The 18,379-nt window shown below is 72.5% G+C and carries 19 protein-coding genes; 6 read left to right on the forward strand and 13 right to left on the reverse strand.

Annotation, left to right across the window (positions count from 1 at the left end):
* Positions 1-3: 3 nt before the first annotated feature.
* Positions 4-531, forward strand: coding sequence for a TetR/AcrR family transcriptional regulator (locus B0I32_RS09450; protein ID WP_106236808.1), 528 nt, complete (start codon positions 4-6; stop codon positions 529-531).
* A gap of 42 nt (positions 532-573) precedes the next feature.
* On the opposite strand, the gene B0I32_RS09455 is transcribed toward B0I32_RS09450, so the two are convergent.
* On the reverse strand, positions 574-1,428 hold the full coding sequence (locus B0I32_RS09455) for an NAD(P)H-binding protein (RefSeq protein ID WP_106236810.1): 855 nt from the start codon (positions 1,426-1,428) through the stop codon (positions 574-576).
* 87 nt (positions 1,429-1,515) lie between these two features.
* On the opposite strand from B0I32_RS09455, the gene B0I32_RS09460 reads away from it, so the two are divergent.
* Positions 1,516-2,298, forward strand: coding sequence for a helix-turn-helix domain-containing protein (locus B0I32_RS09460; RefSeq protein WP_106236812.1), 783 nt, complete (start codon positions 1,516-1,518; stop codon positions 2,296-2,298).
* Between the two features lie 43 nt (positions 2,299-2,341).
* Here B0I32_RS09460 and B0I32_RS09465 read toward each other — a convergent pair whose 3' ends face one another.
* Positions 2,342-3,697, reverse strand: coding sequence for a dipeptidase (locus B0I32_RS09465; RefSeq protein ID WP_106236814.1), 1,356 nt, complete (start codon positions 3,695-3,697; stop codon positions 2,342-2,344).
* 271 nt (positions 3,698-3,968) lie between these two features.
* Between B0I32_RS09465 and B0I32_RS09470 the strand changes: the two genes are divergently transcribed.
* Both B0I32_RS09470 and ald read left to right on the forward strand, forming a co-directional pair.
* The gene (locus tag B0I32_RS09470; protein WP_106236816.1) at positions 3,969-5,351 is read left to right on the forward strand and encodes an aspartate aminotransferase family protein; all 1,383 of its coding nucleotides are present in this window, start codon (positions 3,969-3,971) and stop codon (positions 5,349-5,351) included.
* Positions 5,352-5,403: 52 nt separating this feature from the next.
* Positions 5,404-6,513, forward strand: coding sequence for an alanine dehydrogenase (gene ald, locus B0I32_RS09475; protein WP_106236818.1), 1,110 nt, complete (start codon positions 5,404-5,406; stop codon positions 6,511-6,513).
* 76 nt (positions 6,514-6,589) lie between these two features.
* On the opposite strand, the gene B0I32_RS09480 is transcribed toward ald, so the two are convergent.
* The 8 genes from B0I32_RS09480 to B0I32_RS09515 form a co-directional block, all read right to left on the reverse strand.
* Positions 6,590-7,975: a tetratricopeptide repeat protein gene (locus B0I32_RS09480; protein WP_106236819.1), complete on the reverse strand. Its 1,386-nt coding sequence runs from the start codon at positions 7,973-7,975 to the stop codon at positions 6,590-6,592.
* Positions 7,976-8,028: 53 nt separating this feature from the next.
* A complete protein-coding gene (locus B0I32_RS09485; protein WP_281262585.1) occupies positions 8,029-8,940 on the reverse strand; it encodes an urease accessory protein UreH domain-containing protein in 912 nt (303 codons plus the stop codon).
* The gene (locus tag B0I32_RS59695) at positions 8,937-9,137 is read right to left on the reverse strand and encodes a hypothetical protein (RefSeq protein ID WP_106236821.1); all 201 of its coding nucleotides are present in this window, start codon (positions 9,135-9,137) and stop codon (positions 8,937-8,939) included. The genes B0I32_RS09485 and B0I32_RS59695 overlap by 4 nt, the downstream gene beginning before the upstream one ends.
* A 179-nt stretch (positions 9,138-9,316) precedes the next feature.
* Positions 9,317-9,610, reverse strand: coding sequence for an SHOCT domain-containing protein (locus B0I32_RS09495; RefSeq protein WP_106236823.1), 294 nt, complete (start codon positions 9,608-9,610; stop codon positions 9,317-9,319).
* A gap of 244 nt (positions 9,611-9,854) precedes the next feature.
* On the reverse strand, positions 9,855-10,226 hold the full coding sequence (locus tag B0I32_RS09500; RefSeq protein ID WP_106236824.1) for a VOC family protein: 372 nt from the start codon (positions 10,224-10,226) through the stop codon (positions 9,855-9,857).
* Positions 10,210-10,974, reverse strand: a complete 765-nt coding sequence (locus B0I32_RS09505; protein ID WP_106236826.1) for a class I SAM-dependent methyltransferase — start codon at positions 10,972-10,974, stop codon at positions 10,210-10,212. The genes B0I32_RS09500 and B0I32_RS09505 overlap by 17 nt, the downstream gene beginning before the upstream one ends.
* A gap of 46 nt (positions 10,975-11,020) precedes the next feature.
* Positions 11,021-11,482 carry a Clp protease N-terminal domain-containing protein gene (locus B0I32_RS09510; protein WP_245955701.1) on the reverse strand — a complete coding sequence of 154 codons (462 nt, stop codon included), beginning with the start codon at positions 11,480-11,482 and terminating at the stop codon, positions 11,021-11,023.
* A 4-nt stretch (positions 11,483-11,486) separates the two neighbouring features.
* A complete protein-coding gene (locus B0I32_RS09515) occupies positions 11,487-11,690 on the reverse strand; it encodes a hypothetical protein (protein ID WP_181307187.1) in 204 nt (67 codons plus the stop codon).
* A gap of 52 nt (positions 11,691-11,742) precedes the next feature.
* Here B0I32_RS09515 and B0I32_RS09520 point away from each other — a divergent pair, with 52 nt between their 5' ends.
* Entirely contained in the window at positions 11,743-13,179 is a 1,437-nt protein-coding gene (locus B0I32_RS09520) for an FAD-dependent monooxygenase (protein WP_106236827.1), read from the forward strand.
* Positions 13,180-13,186: 7 nt separating this feature from the next.
* Here the strand turns inward: B0I32_RS09520 and B0I32_RS09525 are convergent, their stop codons facing one another.
* Both B0I32_RS09525 and B0I32_RS09530 read right to left on the reverse strand, forming a co-directional pair.
* On the reverse strand, positions 13,187-13,834 hold the full coding sequence (locus B0I32_RS09525) for a response regulator transcription factor (protein ID WP_106236829.1): 648 nt from the start codon (positions 13,832-13,834) through the stop codon (positions 13,187-13,189).
* The gene (locus B0I32_RS09530; RefSeq protein ID WP_106237082.1) at positions 13,831-14,943 is read right to left on the reverse strand and encodes a sensor histidine kinase; all 1,113 of its coding nucleotides are present in this window, start codon (positions 14,941-14,943) and stop codon (positions 13,831-13,833) included. The genes B0I32_RS09525 and B0I32_RS09530 overlap by 4 nt, the downstream gene beginning before the upstream one ends.
* Positions 14,944-15,038: 95 nt before the next feature.
* Here B0I32_RS09530 and B0I32_RS09535 point away from each other — a divergent pair, with 95 nt between their 5' ends.
* A complete protein-coding gene (locus tag B0I32_RS09535; protein WP_106237084.1) occupies positions 15,039-16,784 on the forward strand; it encodes a gamma-glutamyltransferase family protein in 1,746 nt (581 codons plus the stop codon).
* On the opposite strand, the gene B0I32_RS09540 is transcribed toward B0I32_RS09535, so the two are convergent.
* A complete protein-coding gene (locus B0I32_RS09540; RefSeq protein WP_106236830.1) occupies positions 16,774-18,228 on the reverse strand; it encodes a flavin-containing monooxygenase in 1,455 nt (484 codons plus the stop codon). The genes B0I32_RS09535 and B0I32_RS09540 overlap by 11 nt on opposite strands.
* Positions 18,229-18,379: the final 151 nt, after the last annotated feature.

The following is an 18,379-nucleotide window of genomic DNA, read 5'->3' on the forward strand; positions in this document are numbered from 1 at the left end:
ACGATGCCACGTCCTCTGCGGGCGGACGCGCAGCGCAACCGCGACCTGCTGCTGGCCGCGGCCGCCCACGTGTTCGCCGAGCGCGGCGCCGACGCGCCGATGGACGAGGTCGCCCGGCGCGCCGGGGTCGGGAACGCCACGATGTACCGGCATTTCCCGACCCGTTCCGACCTGCTGGCCGCCGTCTACGCCGACGAGGTGGCCCAGCTCCGCACCAGCGCGGAGGAACTGCGGGCGGCCGGGCCTCCCGGGGAGGCGCTGCACGCGTGGCTGCGGCTGTTCATGGACCACCTGACCACCAAGCGCGATCTGGCCCTGGCCGCGACGGACGACACGGCCCTGCACGCCGCCTGGCACCGCACCATGATCGAGGCCGCCTCCATGTTGCTGGAGGAGGCCAGACAGGCCGGCCTCGTCCGGGCCGATCTGGACGTACGCGACCTGCTCACGCTGGTCAGAGGCATCACCCTGGCCACCACCGACCGCGAACAGGCCGAACGCCTGCTGTCGCTCGTCGACTGGAGCGCCTGACCGGACGCCGGTGGATTCAGCCCGTGGAATCAGCTGGTGGGATCAGCCGGTGAAGGCGGCGCGATGGTCGTGGGCCCAGGTGCGGAAGGCGCGCGGCGGGCGTCCCAGCGCCAGCTCCACGTCCTGCGTGAGCCGGGCGTTGCCGCCCTCCGCCACCAGCCTGGCCCCGTTGACCGCGATCTCCGCGAAGTCCGCGCCGACCCCGGCCCCGAGCAACTGCTCACGGTACGTCTCCAACGGCACGTCGACCGTCGCCGGCGCCCGCCCCCCGACCGTCTCCTCCAGCACCTTCACCATGTCGGGGACGCTGAGCAACTCGGGCCCGGTCAGCGTGAGCACACCCCGCACGCTCTCCTCCGACGACGTCAGCGCCCGCACCGCGACCTCGGCCACGTCCAGCGGATCGATGACGCCCTGCCTGCCGTCGCCGCTCATGTTGGGGATCGGCTCGCCCGCCAGGATCCGCGGCGCCCAGCCCAGCGCGTTGGAGGCGAAGCTGGACGGCCGCAGCGCCGCCCACTCCAGGTCGCTCGCCCGCAGCGCCTCCTCGCCGGGCAGATGCCAGTCGCCGACCCTGGCGCCCGCCCGCTCGCCGGTGCCGATGGCCGACACCTTCACCACCTTCCGCGCCCCGGCGGACCGGGCCGCCGCGAGCATCGCCTCGTCGTGCTGCACCACCCAGGGGCCCGGCGCGCTGAGCAGGAAGACGCTCTCGGCGCCGCGCACCGCCTCGGCCAGGGAACCGGGCTCCTGGAAGTCCCCCCGTACCACCTCGACACCGGGAAACACGATCTTCGACGGCTCCCGCGTCATCGCCCGCACCCGCTCACCGCGAGCCGCCAGCGACCGGACCAGCTCACTGCCGACGGTGCCCGTGGCACCCGTTACCAGAATCATGCCGACCAGCGTGCCCGCCGGCCCACCAGCCCTTATAGGAAGTTTCGGCACACTCGGCCGCCTCGGCGGGCGGATAGCGTGAGGGGAATGAGCGCCGAGGTGACAGTGCCGGAGAGTCTGAGCGGGCTGGTGAGCGAGGTGACCGTCCTGGTGGCGGACGGCCGCGGGCCCGCTCAGCCCCTCGTGCACCTTCCCGACGCCGGCACCAGCCTGATCTTCCGTACGACGCCCGCCGGGCGGGGTGACCTGCTGGTGATCGGGCCGCGCACCCGGGCCTCGTACCACGTCGGCAAGGACCTGCCGTTCTGCCTGCGGCTGCGCCTGCGTCCCGGCGCCGCCCGGCCCCTGCTCGGTGTGCCGGTGAGCGAGCTGGTCGACCGGGTGGCCGGCCTGGAGGAGCTGTGGGACGGCTCGACGGCGGCACTGACGGATGCGCTGACGGCGGCCGGGCGTGATCCCCGGCGTGTTCTCGCCCGGCTCGGTGCGGCGCTGGCCGAGCGGATCGAGCGCAGGTCCGCCGGGGACGAGACCCGGGGCGAGCTGGTACGGGCCGCCGCCGAGGCCCTGGACGGGCGGACGGGTAGGCGTGAGCCGGTTCCCGCCATCGCCCGGCGGCTGGCCGTCAGCGAGCGGCACCTGCGCGGCCTGTTCGAGGACGGCGTCGGCCTGCCGCCCAAGCGCTTCGAACGCATCGGCCGCGTACGCGAAGTGCTGGCGCGGGGCGGACGGCGCCGCCAGGGGTGGGCGCAGGTGGCGGTGGCGAGCGGCTACTACGACCAGTCGCACATGGCGGCCGAGTTCCGCCGCCTGATGGGCGTCACCCCCGTGGCCTTCTTCGCCGGCCGCCTCCCCGCCCCGCACACCTGCTGAGCCGCCGCACAACGCCCCCCACGCCGGCTGAAACCGCCCGGAGCTACACGCCCAGGGCCGAAGGAAGGCTCAGCTCGTTCAGGAAGAGCGCCTCGGTGGTCGCCACCTTGCGCAGCTCCTCCAGATCGACCCGCTCGTTGGGGGCGTGGATGGCCGCCTCCTCGTCCTCGGCCCCGAACAGCAGGATCTCCGCCGCGGGGAACTGCTTGAGCAGCGTGCTGACCAGCGGGATCGACCCGCCCGCGCCCACGTCGCGCGGCGGGCGGCCGAAGGCGCGCTCCATGGCCCGGTTGAGCGCCGCGCGGGCCTTGCCGCCCGAGTCGGCCTGGAAGCCGGAGCCGACCGTGAAGTCGCCGAACGACACCTGCACGCCCCAGGGCGCCACCTGCCGCAGGAACTCCACGATGGCGTTCACCGTCGTCTTCGGGTCGCCGGCCGGAGGCACGCGCACGGTCACCCGCGCCCTGGCGGCGGGCTGGACGGCGTTGATCGCCCCGGACACCGTCGGCACGTCGAGGCCGGTGACGGTGATCGCGTACGACGACCAGAGCCGGTCGGCCAGCGAGCCCGAGCCCACCAGCGACACCCCGTCGACGACCCCGGCCGTCCTCCTGAACTCCTCCTCCGACGGCCCGTGGCCGAGGAAGGAGCCGCGCGGCAGGCCGGGCACCCGGATGTCGCCGTTGTCGTCGTGCAGCGAGGTGAGCATGCGCATCAGCGCCGCCAGCGCGTCGGGCGCCGCGCCGCCGAAGGAGCCGCTGTGGACGGCCTCCCGCAGCGTACGGACCTCGACGGTGAACCCGGCCATGCCGCGCAGCGACGTCGTGACCGCCGGGTCGCCCACGCGCGGGTTGCCGGTGTCGGCCACCACGACGGCGTCGGCCCGCAGCAGGTCGGGGTTGCGCTCGACGAACGCCTCCAGCCGGTCGCCGGCGTATTCCTCCTGGCCCTCGATGATCACCTTGATGCCCACGGGGAACCGCCCCTGGAAGGCGCGCAGGGCCGTGACGTGGGAGATGACGCCCGACTTGTCGTCGGCGCAGCCCCGCCCGTACAGGCGGCCGTCGATCAGCGTCGGCTCGAACGGCGGCGTACGCCATGCGGCCGGGTCCCCCGCCGGCTGCACGTCGTAGTGCGCGTAGAGCAGGACGGTGGGCATGCCGGGAGGCGCCGGCGCCTCGCCGAAGACGGCGGGAAAGCTGCCGTCGACGGGCACCTGCTGCACCCGCGGCAGCCCGGTGGAGCGCAGCAGTTCCTCCGTCATGGAGGCGGCGGCGAAGACGGGCTCCTCCGGATGACCGGGAAAGGCCACGGATGGTATGGCGGCGAACCGTCTCAGCTCCTCGATGGCCTGGGGCATCGCGGCGGAGACGGCGCTCTCGATCTGATCAGGAGTCACGGAGGGTCCCCCGGGGGTCGTTCTCAACAGTGCACAGTTGTTCACAGGAGTTAACAGCAGTTTGTCTCATTGCATCACAACGGGCCCTGCGCTGCGGAAACGGGATCCGGCAGGCGGGACCACGTGCGTCAATGTACCTGCGGATTTCGTTGCCGTTACAAAGGGGTTCTGCGGATCTCGATTTTCTTGCATAGTGCTGCGACCGATTCGCTTGGCAAGGTGCCCGTGAGCAGGCAGACTGTGGGAAGTTCAGACACGAGGGAAGATAACCATGACGCAGCCGGAACACGACGTCCTCAAGGCCGCGCAGGACAACCTGTGGTTGCACTTCACCAGGCACAGCGCCTACGACACGTCCGAGATCCCGACGATCGTGCGGGGCGAGGGATCCTACGTCTACGACATCCACGGCAAGCGCTACCTCGACGGTCTGGCGGGGCTCTTCGTGGTCCAGGTGGGCCACGGCCGCCAGGAGCTGGCCGAGGCCGCCGCCAAGCAGGCCCAGGAGCTGGCGTTCTTCCCGCTGTGGTCCTACGCCCACCCCAAGGCGGCCGAGCTGGCGCAGCGCCTGGCCTCCTACACCCCGGGCGAGCTGAACCGCGTCTTCTTCACCACCGGCGGCGGCGAGGCGGTCGAGACCGCCTGGAAGCTGGCCAAGCAGTACTACAAGCTGGTCGGCAAGCCGCTCAAGCACAAGGTCATCAGCCGCCAGATCGCCTACCACGGCACCCCGCAGGGCGCGCTGTCGATCACCGGCATCCCGGCGTTCAAGCAGATGTTCGAGCCGCTGGTGCCCGGATCCGTGCGGGTCCCCAACACCAACCACTACCGTGCCGACGAGATCACCGGCGTCAAGGGCATGACGCCCGAGGAGTACGGCATCTGGGCCGCCGACCGGGTGGCCCGCGCGATCGAGATGGAGGGCCCCGACACGGTGGCCGCCGTCTTCGCCGAGCCCGTGCAGAACGCCGGCGGCTGCTTCCCGCCCCCCGACGGTTACTTCCAGCGCCTGCGCGAGATCTGCGACGAGTACGACGTCCTGCTCGTCTCCGACGAGGTCATCTGCGCCTTCGGCCGGCTGGGCACCATGTTCGGCGGCCAGAAGTTCGACTACGTCCCCGACATCATCACCTGCGCCAAGGGCCTGACCAGCGGCTACTCGCCCATCGGGGCCATGATCGCGCACGAGCGGCTGTTCGAGCCGTTCAAGGACGGCGACACCATGTTCGCCCACGGCTACACCTTCGGCGGGCACCCCGTCTCCTCGGCCGTGGCCCTGGCCAACCTCGACATCTTCGAGCGCGAGGACCTGCTCGGCCACGTCACCAAGAACGAGCCGGTGTTCCGCCAGACCCTCGACGACCTGCGCGACCTGCCGATCGTCGGCGACGTGCGCGGCGCCGGCTACTTCTGGGGCATCGAGCTGGTCAAGGACAAGACCACGAAGGAGACCTTCGACGCGGCCGAGTCCGAGCGGCTGCTGCGCGGGTTCCTGTCCAAGGCGCTGTTCGACGCGGGCCTGTACTGCCGCGCCGACGACCGCGGCGACCCCGTCATCCAGCTGGCTCCGCCGCTGATCGCGGGCCAGAAGGAGTTCGACGAGATCGGCTCGATACTCCGCGGCGTGCTCACCGAGGCGTGGGCACGGCTGTGACACCCCTTAATCCGGTACGACGGCGTGCCGGTTCCCGAAAGGATCCACCGCAATGAAGATCGGCGTTCCCGCCGAGGTCAAGAACCACGAGTATCGTGTCGCCGCCACCCCGGCCGGCGTGCACGAGCTGGTGCGTCACGGGCACGACGTCACCGTCCAGCGGGGCGCGGGCCTGGGCTCGCAGATCCCGGACGAGGAGTACCTCGCGGCCGGTGCCAAGATCCTCGACAGTGCCGACGCCGTGTGGGCGCAGGCCGACATGGTGCTCAAGGTCAAGGAGCCCATCGCCGAGGAGTACCACCGGCTGCGCGAGGGACTGGTGCTGTTCACGTACCTGCACCTGGCCGCCTCCCGCCCCTGCACGGACGCGCTGCTGGAGGCGCGCACCACCGGCATCGCGTACGAGACCGTGCAGGTCGGCCACTCGCTGCCGCTGCTGGCCCCGATGTCGGAGGTCGCCGGACGGCTGGCGCCGCAGGTGGGCGCGTACAACCTGATGCGCTTCAACGGCGGCAGGGGCGTCCTGCCCGGCGGCGTCCCCGGCGTGGCGCCGGCGAAGGTGGTCGTGATCGGCGGCGGCGTCTCCGGGCTGAACGCCGCCCAGATCGCCGTCGGCATGGGCGCCGAGGTGACCGTCCTCGACACCAACATCGACCGGCTGCGCTTCATCGACGCCGTCTACCAGGGCCGGCTCAAGACGCTCGTCTCCACCTCGTACGCGATCGAGCAGGAGGTCCTCCAGGCCGACCTGGTCATCGGCGCGGTGCTCATCCCCGGCGCGAAGGCTCCGACGCTGGTCTCCAACGACCTGGTCGCGCGGATGAAGCCGGGCTCCGTGCTCGTCGACATCGCCATCGACCAGGGCGGCTGCTTCGAGGACTCGCGCCCGACCACGCACGCCGAGCCGACGTACAAGGTGCACGAGTCGGTCTTCTACTGCGTGGCCAACATGCCGGGCTCGGTGGCCAACACCTCCACCTACGCGCTGACCAACGCCACCCTCCCGTACGCGGTCAAGCTGGCCGACCTGGGCTGGCGCGACGCGCTCAAGGCGGACGCCGGGCTCGCGGGCGGGCTCAACACGCACGACGGGCGGCTCACCAACGAGCCGGTCGCCCAGGCGCTCGGGCTGCCGTACACGCCGGTCGCCGAGTTCGTCTGACGCCGCGACCTGCCCTCTGTCGCAGGCCCGGCGGCGACGGCTGCCGGCCGAGTGCGGTCCAGGCGGGGGCTGCCGGCTAGTGCAGGCCCAGCCGGCGGCGCAGGTCGCGGGCGGTGGTCAGGACGTGCTGCAGCTCGCCGGGGCTCGGCCACGGCGCGCTGCCCGGCCGTACCAGCGTGCCGCGTACGGACGCCAGGTGCTCGACCGCGCTCTCGTGCACCCCGCTCCGCTCGGCCAGCCAGGCCAGCACGTCGGACAGGTCGTGCAGCGGCCGGGTCACCACGTCCCACGTGCTGAGCACCTCCGCGAGCTCCGCCGCGACCAGCGGGACGCCGCCTCCTCGTGCGGTGGCGGCCGCGGCCAGCTCCGCCCTGGCGGTCAGCTCCGGCTCGGCCGGACGGTCCCAGGCGGGCGGCGGCGGGTCCGACAGCCACTCCTGCGCCTCGCCGTGCTCACCGGCCACCGACAGCAGCCCGCCCAGCTCGACGGCGGCACCGTGGTGCCCCGCCCGCGCCGCCTGCCGGAACCAGTGCCGGCCGCCCGCCAGGTCGCCGAACTCGGCGATAAGCAGCAGGCCGTAGTTGAAGGCCGCCTCGGCGTCCCCGCCGGCCGCGGCCCGGCCGAACCAGTGGCTGGCCGCCGCCGTGTCGCCCAGCTCCACGCAGACGAACCCGGCCATCCGCTGGTCCTCCGCCCGCCCCGCCCCGGCCGCCTGCTCGAACCAGCCCCGCGCGGTACGCAGGTCGCCCCGCGTCAGCGCGATCCCGCCGAGCCTCGAGGCCGCGCCGGGATGCTCGCTCCTGGCCGCCAGCCGGTAGTACGCCTCGGCCCCCTCGGGGTCGCGGCAGGCGTGCAGGTAGAGGCCCAGGTAGTAGGCCGACTCGGCGTGCCCGCCCCTGGCCGCGCACTCCCACCAGCGCACGGTCTCCGCCTCCTCGCCCGCGCAGTAGGCCAGGAAGCCCAGGTCGTGGGCGGAGGCGGCGTCGCCGTCCGTGGCCGCCCTGCGGTGCCACTCGCGCGCCAGGCCCAGCTCGCCCGCGTCCTCGCACATCAGCGCCAGCCTGCGGGCGGCCCTCCTGGAGCCCGCCTCGGCCGCGCTCTCGTACCAGACCCTGGCCGCGCCGGCGTCGCCGCGCTGCTCCAGCAGGAGCGTGGCCAGGTTGGTCGCGGCCTCGGCGTCACCGGTGCTGGCCGCGGCCTCGTACCAGGTGACGGCGTCCTCCAGGCTGCCGTGCATCTCGTGCCAGATGCCCAGGTTGTACGCGCTGTCGACGCTGCCGCCGGCGGCGGCCCGCTCCCACCACATCCGGGCGGCCGCGCGGTCGCCGTGCTGGGCGTAGAGCCGGCCGAGCCGGTGCGCCGCCTGCGCGTCACCCGCCCGCGCGGCGGCCAGCAGCTCGGGTACGTCTCCCGCGCGCGGCGCCGGTACGGCCGGCACCGCCGCCTCTCCTTGCCAGGACATGGCGACAGAGTGGCACGTGATCGCCCGATCGCGAACCGTAATCGCCGAAGGCACTAGGAGAAGTTGATGAAGCCCGCGTACATCCCCATTCCGCACACGTACCGCAGCAGGCCGGGTGGCTGGGGCGGCAGGCGTACGGTGGCGGGGACGGAGACGTCGCGCCCGCCGATCACGACGGTGCCGGTGCAACCGCGGTCGAGCAGCTTGAAGACCACGTCCACGGGCTCGCCCGCCCGCGCCTCCACCATGGCCGGCCGGTAGCCCTCGCGCGTCGCCCACACGGTGACCGACGGCACGGCGCCCGGTTCCGCCGCGGCGACGGGAGCGGGGGCGGGTGTGGCGGCGGTGGCCGCCCAGCCGCCCAGGCTGATCCCGGACCCGGCCGTCCAGAGGCCGGCGGCGAGCGCCACGACCCCGGCCAGCCGGGCCAGCCGGGTCCGCGAGACGCGCCGCAGCACGTAGCCGAGCAGTGCGAACGCCGGTGCGGTGCCGGCCACGAATCCCGCCATCGCCGCCGCTCCCGCCAGCGGCGAGCCGCTGGAGATCGCCAGCATCTCGACGCTGAGAGTCACCCCGCAGGGCAGCAGGACGGTGGCCGCGCCCAGCAGGGGCGCCCGGTAGCGGGACGGAGCCGCCGGCTCCGGTGCGGCGCAGACTCCGTGGCCGCGCCGCAGCAGCCTGACGGCGAAGCCGGCCACGGTGAGCCCGGCCGCGACGAGCAGCGCCGCCCGGGCCTGGGGCGGCAGGCTGACGGCCGAGCCGAGCAGCCCGAGCAGCGCCCCCGCCAGCGTGTACGAGACCAGCCGCCCCGCCAGGAACCAGCCCACCAGCGCCCGGTCCCGCCCGTGACGGCCGTCGGCCAGACCCATGAGGAGCCCGCCCTGCGTGGCCGTGCACGTGGCCGCGCCGGCGACGAGGCCGGCGGCGACCCCGCCCGCCAGCAGTGTGACGGCCTGGGCGCTCAGTGGACGAGCGCCAGGCTGTCCAGAGCCCCGCTCTTGGCGGCCTCCACGATGGAGCCGAACTGGTCGTGGCTCATCTCGACGCGCTGACCGAAGTCGTCGACGATGATCACCTGGCGCTCGTCGGGCGCCGTGGCGTCGACGAACAGCTCCGGGCAACCGCAGCTGCACTGGCCGCAGAACTTGGTGATGGACCGCATCTGTCGTCCCCACTTCCTTGAGACCATCACCCGGAACCTAACGCGGGCCCATGGGTACGACCAGTGACAGTTGCCGCACTCAAGGTGACGTTTATGCCGCAGCGTCCTCAGCGTCCTGCCGCATCGCCGCCGGCGTCAGACGGCATCACCGTCGGCGTCAGGCGGGACTGCCGCCGGCGTTACGCGGAGCCGCCCCTGAGGACGGACATCTTCTCAAAGTACTCGTCGTCGCTCATCTCACCGCGGGCGTACCGCTCGGCCAGGATCTGCTCGGCCGACGCGGTGGCGGAGCCGCCGGGCGCGCCGGGAGCGTGGGCGGCGGCTCCGCGGCGCGGCCCCCACCAGCCCCTGCGCCAGCCCGTGACGGCCAGCGCGATGACGGCGATCCAGAACAGGCCCCAGACGGCGGGGAAGATCGGCGCGAAGCCGATGCCAGGACCCCAGTGCGGACCCCAGGTGGCGATCGTGTTCATGTCTCCTCCTCCTTGACGTGTACCTCAAGGGTCCGCCGGAAGCAGGCGCGGCGAATCGCACCACGGGCGCTCTCGCGGCTGCGCCCGCTGGAGTGTTCGGCGGAGCCGCGCGTACGACAGCGGGGGTAGGGCGGCGGCGTGGCTCCTCGTCCTCAGGACGGGGGCGGCCTCATGCCCGCGATCGCCCGCCCCGCGGCTGCCCGGCCCTTGCCGGAGGCTCCCGGCGCCTCGGTGGCCGGGTGGGTCAGGCCAGGCAGAACTCGTTGCCCTCGGGGTCGGCCAGGACGACCCAGTCGTCGTGGGTGTCGAGCAGCACGGCCCCGAGCCCGATCAGCCGGTCGATCTCCGCGTCGACGTCGTCGGCACGCAGGTCGAGGTGGAGCCGGTTCTTGACGATCTTGCGTTCCGGCACCCGCTGGAACCACAGCCGCGGCGACCCGCCCTCGACCAGCACGGTCGGGTCGTCCTCCGGGTCCTCGATCCCCTCGCCGCGCAGCCGCTGCAACTCAGCCTCGTCGTAGGGCGCCACCGCGTAGCCGTCGAGCGCCTCGGCCCAGAACCGGGCCAGCGAGGCGGGATGCCGGCAGTCGACCACCACGTCACGCAGCCTGGCCATCGGGCCTCCTCGCCTCGATGAGGAACCGGGCGGAGTGGGCCACGAACGGCCCTTCCGCCTCGATCAGATCGTGCAGCTCGCGCAGCCGGCCGGCGTAGCGCTCGACCGAGAACCCGGGCACGGTCCAGATCACCTTCCGCAGGAAGTAGATCACCGCCCCGATGTCGCGGAACTCCATCCGCAGCCGCTCGAAGCGCAGGTCGACGACCTCCAGGCCGGCGGCCTCCGCCTCGGCCACGGCGTCGTCGGGCTGACGATGGCCCTCGCCCTGGGGCCCGAGGAAGTATTCGTACAGCTCGGCCACGCTGCGCGGCCCGACCTGCTGGGACAGGTAGGTCCCGCCGGGCTCCAGCACGCGGGCGATCTCCTCCCACCAGGTTTTCACCGGATGTCGGCTGGTCACCAGGTCGAAGGTGCCGGCGGCGAACGGCAGGCGGGCGTCCTCGTCGCTCGCCACCACCCGGGCGCCGCGCGGGCGCAGCCGGGAGGCGGCCAGCCTGAGGTTGGGCGGCCACCCCTCGGTGGCCACGGTCACCGGCGGCAGGGAGGGCAGACCGGCCAGGATCTCGCCGCCGCCGGTCTGGATGTCGAGCGCGGCCCTGGCCCCGGCCATGCGCTCGCCGATCAGCCGGGAGTAGCCCCAGGAGGGGCGCTCCTCGGTGGCCCGCCCGTCGAGCCAGGAGAAGTCCCAGCCGTCCACGGACACCTGCTCGGCCTCTTGGACCAGGTCCTCGTACGTGCGCCGCATCCTTCGACCCTCTCAACGGCCGGGCCCGCCGATCAACCAATTTTCGTCAAGCGATGCGGCTGCGTACGGCCGCCCGGTCGATCCCGAGCTGGTCGATGACCTGCGCGGCCGGGTCGGGCTGTTTGCGCTCCAGCAGCCCGAGCATCAGGTGGCGCGGCGCCTGCGCGTCTCGCGTCTTCATCGTGGTGGCCTTGATGGCCTCGTTGAGCACGGCGCGGGCGCTCGACGTGAGCGCCGTGCCGGGGACGCGCGGATGCTTGCGCGGCCGCTCGGGCAGGTCGCCCACCTCCAGGCCGAGCATGCGCAGCGAGGCCCGGTCGAGCTCGACGAGCGCCGCACGGCCGGCGGCCAGGTCCACGCCCAGCGTGCGGGCGGACTCCTCGTGGTGGAGCAGGCCGAGCAGCAGGTGCTCGGTGCCCATCCGGCGGTCGCCGCGCAGCTGGGCCTCCTCCAGCGCGCCCTTGATGATCACCGACACGGGGCTCTTCTGCTTGCCGAACATCGTCATCCCCTCACTTCCCGTATTTGGCGTGCACCGACTGCCGTGACATGCCGAGCGCGTCGCCGATCTGCTCCCAGGTCCAGCCCTGCTCCCTGGCCACGGCCACGGAGACGGCCTCGACCTGCTCGGCCAGCCGGTGCAGCGCCCCGACCGCACGCAGGCCCATCGCCGGGTCGTTGGCCCTGATCCGCTCGGACAGCTCTGTTACGTCCACGGTTGTCAGGCTAGATTGACACGTCGGATTTTGTCAATCTAGCCTGACAGGCATGGAAGATGTGCTGATCGTGGGGGCGGGCCCGGTGGGGCTGATGCTCGCGTGCGAGCTGAGCCTGGCCGGAGCCCGCCCGATCGTGCTGGACAAGAGGGCCGAGGCGAGCGAACTGCCCAAGGCCAACGGGCTGGGCGGGCAGATCGTCGACGTGCTCGACCACAGAGGGCTGCTCGATCGCTTCAGCGCGGGCAGCCCGTTCTCGGGCCGGGCCCCCGGGTTCCCGTTCGGGGCGGTGCCGCTGCGGTTCGACGGGATCGACGACGTCCCGCTGCGGCTGCTGCTGATCCAGCAGCCCCGGCTGGAGCGGCTGCTGGCCGAGCGGGCGCGCGAGCTCGGCGTCGAGATCAGAAGAGGGTCCGAGGTCCGCGACTTCGCCCAGGACGAGGAGGGGGTGACGCTCGACACCGGGGACGGTCCGATCAGGGCCCGGTACGTGGTCGGCTGCGACGGGGCGCGCAGCGTCGTCCGCGAGCGGGCCGGGATCGCCTTCCCCGGCACCACCGAGGCTGAAGGGCTGCTGTTCGGCCACTTCAAGGCCGACATCAAGGTCTTCGAGTCGCTGGAGGGCGAGGGCCTCGAACCGGGCTGGAACCGCCGGCCGAACGGGCGCGTGCTGCTCACCTCGCTGCAGGACGGCGTGCTCATCGCCGGCGTACGGGCCCCCGGCGCGTTCACCGAGGAGGAGGTGAGCCTGGCGGACTTCCGCGCGGCCGTCCGCGACGTGCTGGGCGTGGACGTGCCGCTGGGTGAGCCGATCTGGATGTCGAGTACGGTCGCGCAGGGCCGGCTGGCCGAGCGGTACCGGGCCGGCCGGGTGTTCCTGGCGGGGGACGCCGCCCACCTGTTCCCCGCGGGCGGCTCGGCGCTCAACGTCGGCATGACGGACGCGGTCAACCTCGGCTGGAAGCTGGCCGCCGTGCTGCGCGGGCGGGTGCGGGAGACGTTGCTGGACACGTACGAGCCGGAGCGCAGGGCGATCGGCGAGCGCACGCTCCTGCACAGCCGGGCGCAGTCCGCGATCGACCGGGCCGAGGGCGAGGACGGCGAGGCGCTGCGCGAGCTGCTCGGCGAGGTGTTCGCCTTCGCGGAGCCCGCCCGCCACCTCGCCATACTGCTGCACGACTCCGGCATCCAATACGGATCCAACGGTGAGGCGGTCGTCGGGCGATTCGTGCCCGATCTGGTGCTGGAGGGCAGCGGGCGGGTGGCCGAGCTGATGCGCGCGGCCCGTCCCGTCCTGCTCGACCTGGGCGGCGGCGCCGGCTCCGCGGCGCTGCTCGGCGACGACTGGATCGACGTGGTCAGGGCCCGCTGCGACGACCCGCCCGCCGACACGCTGCTGATCCGCCCCGACGGCTACGTGGCCTGGGCCGGGGCGGACGGGATCGAGGAGGCCGCCCGCGACTGGTTCGGCCTGGCCACCGCCCGATGACCAGGACTCACAGCCAGCCGGGTTTGACCAGGCCCGACTCGTAGGCGATGACGACGAGCTGGGCCCGGTCGCGGGCGTGCAGTTTCATCATGGCCCGGCTCACGTGCGTCTTCGCCGTCGCCGGCGACATGAACAGCTTGGCCGCGATCTCGTCGTTGGTCATCCCGGTGCCGACCAGGGCCAGCACCTCACGTTCGCGGTCGGTGAGCTGGTCGAGACCGTCGGCGGCGAGCGGCTCCTTGGCGCGGGAGGCGTACTCGGCGATCAGGCGCCGGGTCACGCTGGGCGACAGCAGCGCCTCCCCGGCGGCCACCACCCGCACCGCCTGGATCAGCTCGGCCGGCTCGGTGTCCTTGACCAGGAAGCCGCTGGCGCCGCCGCGCAGTGCCTCGAAGACGTACTCGTCCAGCTCGAACGTGGTCAGGATGATGATGTGCGGCCCCGGCGGCATCTGCCGGGTGGCGGTCAGGCCGTCGGTGCCGGGCATGCGGATGTCCATCAGCACGACGTCGGGCCGGTGCTCGCCCGCCAGCCGGACGGCCTCCGCGCCGTCGGAGGCCTCGGCCACCACGGTCATGTCCGGCTGGGCGTCGAGCAGCGCCTTGAACCCTGCCCGGACCAGCGCCTGGTCGTCCGCCAGCAGCACGTTGATCATGAGGTCTCCTCGTCGGGTAGTGGCAGCCGGGCCTGGACCTGGAACCCGCCGCCGGAAGGGCCGGCGACCAGTGTGCCGCCGAGCGCGGAGGCCCGCTCGCGCATGCCGGGGATGCCGTTGCCGCTGCCCGCCTCGGCCAGGACGGCGGGGGTGGTGGCGCCCGTGTCGGAGACCTGGACGACCAGCTCCCGCTCGCCGTACTCCAGGCGCACGCCGACCTCGGAGCCGGGCGCGTACCTGGCGGCGTTGGTGAGCGACTCCTGCACGATCCGGTACGCCGCCCGTTCCACCTGCGGCGGCAGCGGGCGGGAGCCCACGCGCTTGAGCGACACCCGCAGCCCGGAGCGCTCGATCAGCTCGTCGAGCCGGTCGAGCCCGGCGGTCGGGGAGCGCGGGGCGCCCTCGCGCAGCACGTTCAGCACCGAGCGCATCTCGCCGAGCACCTCCTTGGAGGCCGTCTTGATCGTGGCCAGCGCGGTCCTGGCCTGCTCGGGGTTGGCGTCGATGAGGTGGAGCGCGGTGGAGGCCTGCACGTGGATCAGCGAGATGTTGTGCGCGAGCACGTCGTGCAGCTCCTGGGCCATGGTCAGACGCTCCTCGCTGGCCTGCCGCCTGGCCTCCTCCTCGGCGATCCGCTCCTGCTCCATGCGCCGTTCGCGGACGATCCTGACCAGCTCGCCGACCACCATCAGCAGCATGATCGCGGTCAGCACCCACACGCTGTGGAAGAGGTCGGGGCGGCCGAGGAGCCAGGCGTAGGACAGGAAGGACAGCAGCGTCATCAGCGCCATGAACCAGGCCATCCACCGTTTGCCCCGGGTGACCAGCAGGAACAGCATGACCGCCGGGCTGATGAAGCTGGGGCCGTAGGCGTACCCGCCGATCAGGAACAGGTCGCACGCGGCGAGCGCGGCGGCGGTGGTGAGCAGCGGGAAACGGCGGTGGACGAGGAGCGCGAGCGGGCCGACCAGCAGCAGGAGATGCGGGTAGGGGCCTACGAGCGGCTCACGGAACGAGCGCTGCCCATAGCTGGCGCCCCTGCCGATGACCATCTGGGCGACCGCCACGATCAGGGCGAGATAGGGATCGAAACCGTACTTCCTGCGCACCTCACCCACGCTAGATCACCCCTCCGACCAGCGCATCACCCCTGCGTGTGAGGGGGCCCTACCACTATGGGGGTATGTGGTCCAAGGTGAGAATCATGCGCCGTGTGCTCATTCCCGCAGCAGCAGTCCTCATCTCGCTCGTGCCCGCGCAGGTCGCGCTGGCCGGGCCGCCCCATCATCAGCCGCCGCCCCAGAAGGTCCCCGTCGCAGAGGGGTACGGCGGAGCGGTCGCCACGGTCGACCTCGACGCCAGCAAGGCCGCCATCTCCGTGCTCAGGAAGGGCGGCAACGCCATGGACGCCGCCGTCGCCGCCGGCGCGGTGCTCGGCGTCACGGAGCCGTACTCGTCGGGCCTGGCCGGCGGCGGCTTCATGGTCTACTACGACGCCAGACAGCGGAAGGTCTTCTCCATCGACGGCCGCGAGACCGCGCCGCGCGCCATGACCGCCACCACGCTGGAGGGCATCCCCTTCGACGAGGGCGTGACCAGCGGTCTCTCGGCGGGGGTGCCGGGCACGGTCGCGAACTGGGACCTGGGCCTGCGCCGGTTCGGGACGATGTCCCTCAAGCAGGCGCTCCAGCCGGCCATCGAGGTGGCCTCCAAGGGTTTCGTGGTCGACCAGACGTTCCACGACCAGACCGCCCAGAACGCCGACCGGTTCAAGGACATCACCTCCACGGCCAAGCTGTACCTGCCGAACGGCGCCCCGCCGCCGGTCGGGTCCGTCTTCAGGAACCCGGAGCTGGCGGCCACCTACCGCGAGCTCGGCAGGCGCGGCCCCGAATGGCTGTACGGCGGCCGGCTCGGCCAGGAGATCGTGGCCACGGTCAAGAGGCCGCCGGTCACCCCGGGCAGCACCCGTAACGTGCGCCCCGGCCTGATGGAGCTGTCCGACCTGCGCGCCTACCGGGCGCTGCTCCGCGAGCCGACCAAGATCTCCTACAAGGGCATGGACGTGTACGGCATGGCCCCGCCCTCCTCCGGCGGCTCCACGGTCGGCGAGGCGCTCAACATCCTGGAGGCCCTGCCGCAGGTGGGCCTGCACGAATACCTGGAGGCGTCCCGGCTGGCCTTCGCCGACCGCGGCAAGTACGTCGGCGACATCCCCGGCGTGCCGCTCAAGGAGCTGCTGTCCGACGGCTTCGCCAAGGAGCGGGCCTGCCTGGTCGGCGACACGGCCATGGCCCACCCGGCCGCGCCGGGCAACCCCGACGGCCGCTACGAGCGCTGCGACCGGCCGACCGGCGAGGCGGCACCGCCCGCGCAGGAGGGCCCCGAGACCACCCACCTGGTCGTCGCCGACCGCTGGGGCAACGTGATCGCCTACAACCTGACCATCGAGTCCACCGGCGGCAACGGCATCGTGGTGCCGGGGCGCGGGGTGCTGCTCAACAACGAGCTGACCGACTTCACCTTCGGCCCGGCGCCCGGCGACCCGAACCTGCCGGCGCCCGGCAAGCGCCCGCGCTCGTCGATGGCCCCGACGCTGGTCTTCGAGCACGGCAGGCCGGTGCTGGCGGCCGGTTCGCCCGGCGGCTCCACCATCATCACGACCGTGCTGCAGATCCTGGTCAACCGGTACGAGCTCGGGATGAGCCTGCCCGAAGCGCTGGCCGCGCCGCGCGCCACGCAGCGCAACACCGCGCAGACCCAGGCCGAGCCGGCCTTCCTCGCCGCGCACCAGGCGGAGCTGGAGGCCAAGGGACACTCGTTCGCGCCCAACCCGGAGATCGGCGCGGCCACCGCGCTGGAGTTCCTGGGCCGGGACCGGATCCAGGCCGTGGCCGAGCCGACCAGGCGCGGCGGCGGCAGCGCGCTGGTGGTCTCTTCTAGAAGATGAGCTCGTAGGCGCCGGGTTTCACCCTCCGCGTACGCGCCCAGTACTCGAAGGTGAAGCCCGGCCAGAGCGTCCTGTTCACGCCGTGCTCGTCCAGGTACCAGGACCGGCAGCCGCCCGCGCTCCAGACCAGCGGGTCGAGCCGGGCGCGCAGCCGGTCGTTGTAGCCGCGCTGCGCCCGCGGCCGCACGTCCAGGGCCCTGGCCCCGGTGCGGGAGAGCAGGCGCAGGCACTCGATGACGTACCTGACCTGCGACTCGATCATGAACACGACCGAGTTGTGCCCGAGGCCGGTGTTGGGGCCGAGCAGGAAGAACAGGTTGGGGAAGCCCGAGGCGGTGATGCCGTGGTAGGCCTCCACGCCGCCCTTCCAGGCGTCCTGGACGCTCAGCCCGTCCCTGCCGGTGATGTGCCGGTCGGTCAGCGCGTCCACCACCTTGAAGCCGGTGCCGTAGACGATCGCGTCGGCCTCGTGCTCCACCCCGGCGGCGTCCACGATCGAACGCTCCCGGATCTCGGTGATCGCGTCGGTGACCAGCGAGACGTTCGGCCTGGTCAGGGCCGGATAGTAGTCGCTGGAGATGAGGATGCGCTTGCAGCCGATCACGTAGTCCGGGGTGAGGGCGCGGCGCAGGACGGGGTCGGGCACCTGGGCTTCGAGGTGTCGCAGGGCGAGGCGTTCGTGGCCCTTCATCAGGCGCGGGTCCACCGCGAAGCCCAGCGCCCGGCTCTCCAGGGCCCAGTAGATGCCGCCGCGCAGGGTCCTCGCCGCGCCGGGCAGGCGCAGGAGCCGGCGGGCGGCGGGGGAGAAGGCGAAGTCGGGCTTGGGGTGGACCCAGGGAGGGGTGCGCTGGAAGACGGTCAGGTGGCGGGCGTCGGGGGCGAGCCGCGGGACGAACTGGACGGCGGAGGCGCCGGTGCCGATGACGGCGACGCGCTTGCCGGTCAGGTCGGCGGAGTGGTCCCATTCGGCGGAGTGGAAGGCGGGGCCGGTGAAGGACTCCCGCCCCACAATTTCCGGAAATTTCGGGATATGGAGGGCGCCTATACCGGAGACGACCGCGTTGGTACGCAGGACCTCGCCGTCCTGCGTGGTGACCGTCCAGTCGCGGCGGCCGTCGTGGTACTCCAGCGCGACGACGTCCTTGCCGTACCGGAGATGCGGGGTGATGCCGTACTTGGCCGCGCAGGCGCGCAGGTAGTCCTGGATCTCCTCGCGCGGCGCGAACATCCGCGACCAGTCCGGATTCAGCTCGTACGAGTAGGAGTACATGTGCGAGGGCACGTCGCACGCGCAGCCCGGATAGGTGTTGTCCCGCCAGGTGCCGCCCAGTTCGCCGGCCTTCTCCAGGATGACGAAGTCGTGGTAGCCGGCCTCCTTGAGCTTGACGGCCATGCAGATGCCGGCGAAGCCGGAGCCGACGATCACCAGTCCTGGCTCGCCCACGGGTCCTCCTGAAGGTCGCGCGCTTATTGGACGCTGGATCCAATGTAAGAAGCGCTGCCCGGCGCGGTCCAGAGTGATCCCGCTCACGCCCCCTGTTCTTCCCGCGCCACGCCCGGGAACGACGAAAACCCGCCACGGCTCCGCGGCGGGT

Source organism: Nonomuraea fuscirosea (assembly GCF_003001935.1).
GTDB classification, from domain to species: Bacteria; Actinomycetota; Actinomycetes; order Streptosporangiales; family Streptosporangiaceae; genus Nonomuraea; species Nonomuraea fuscirosea.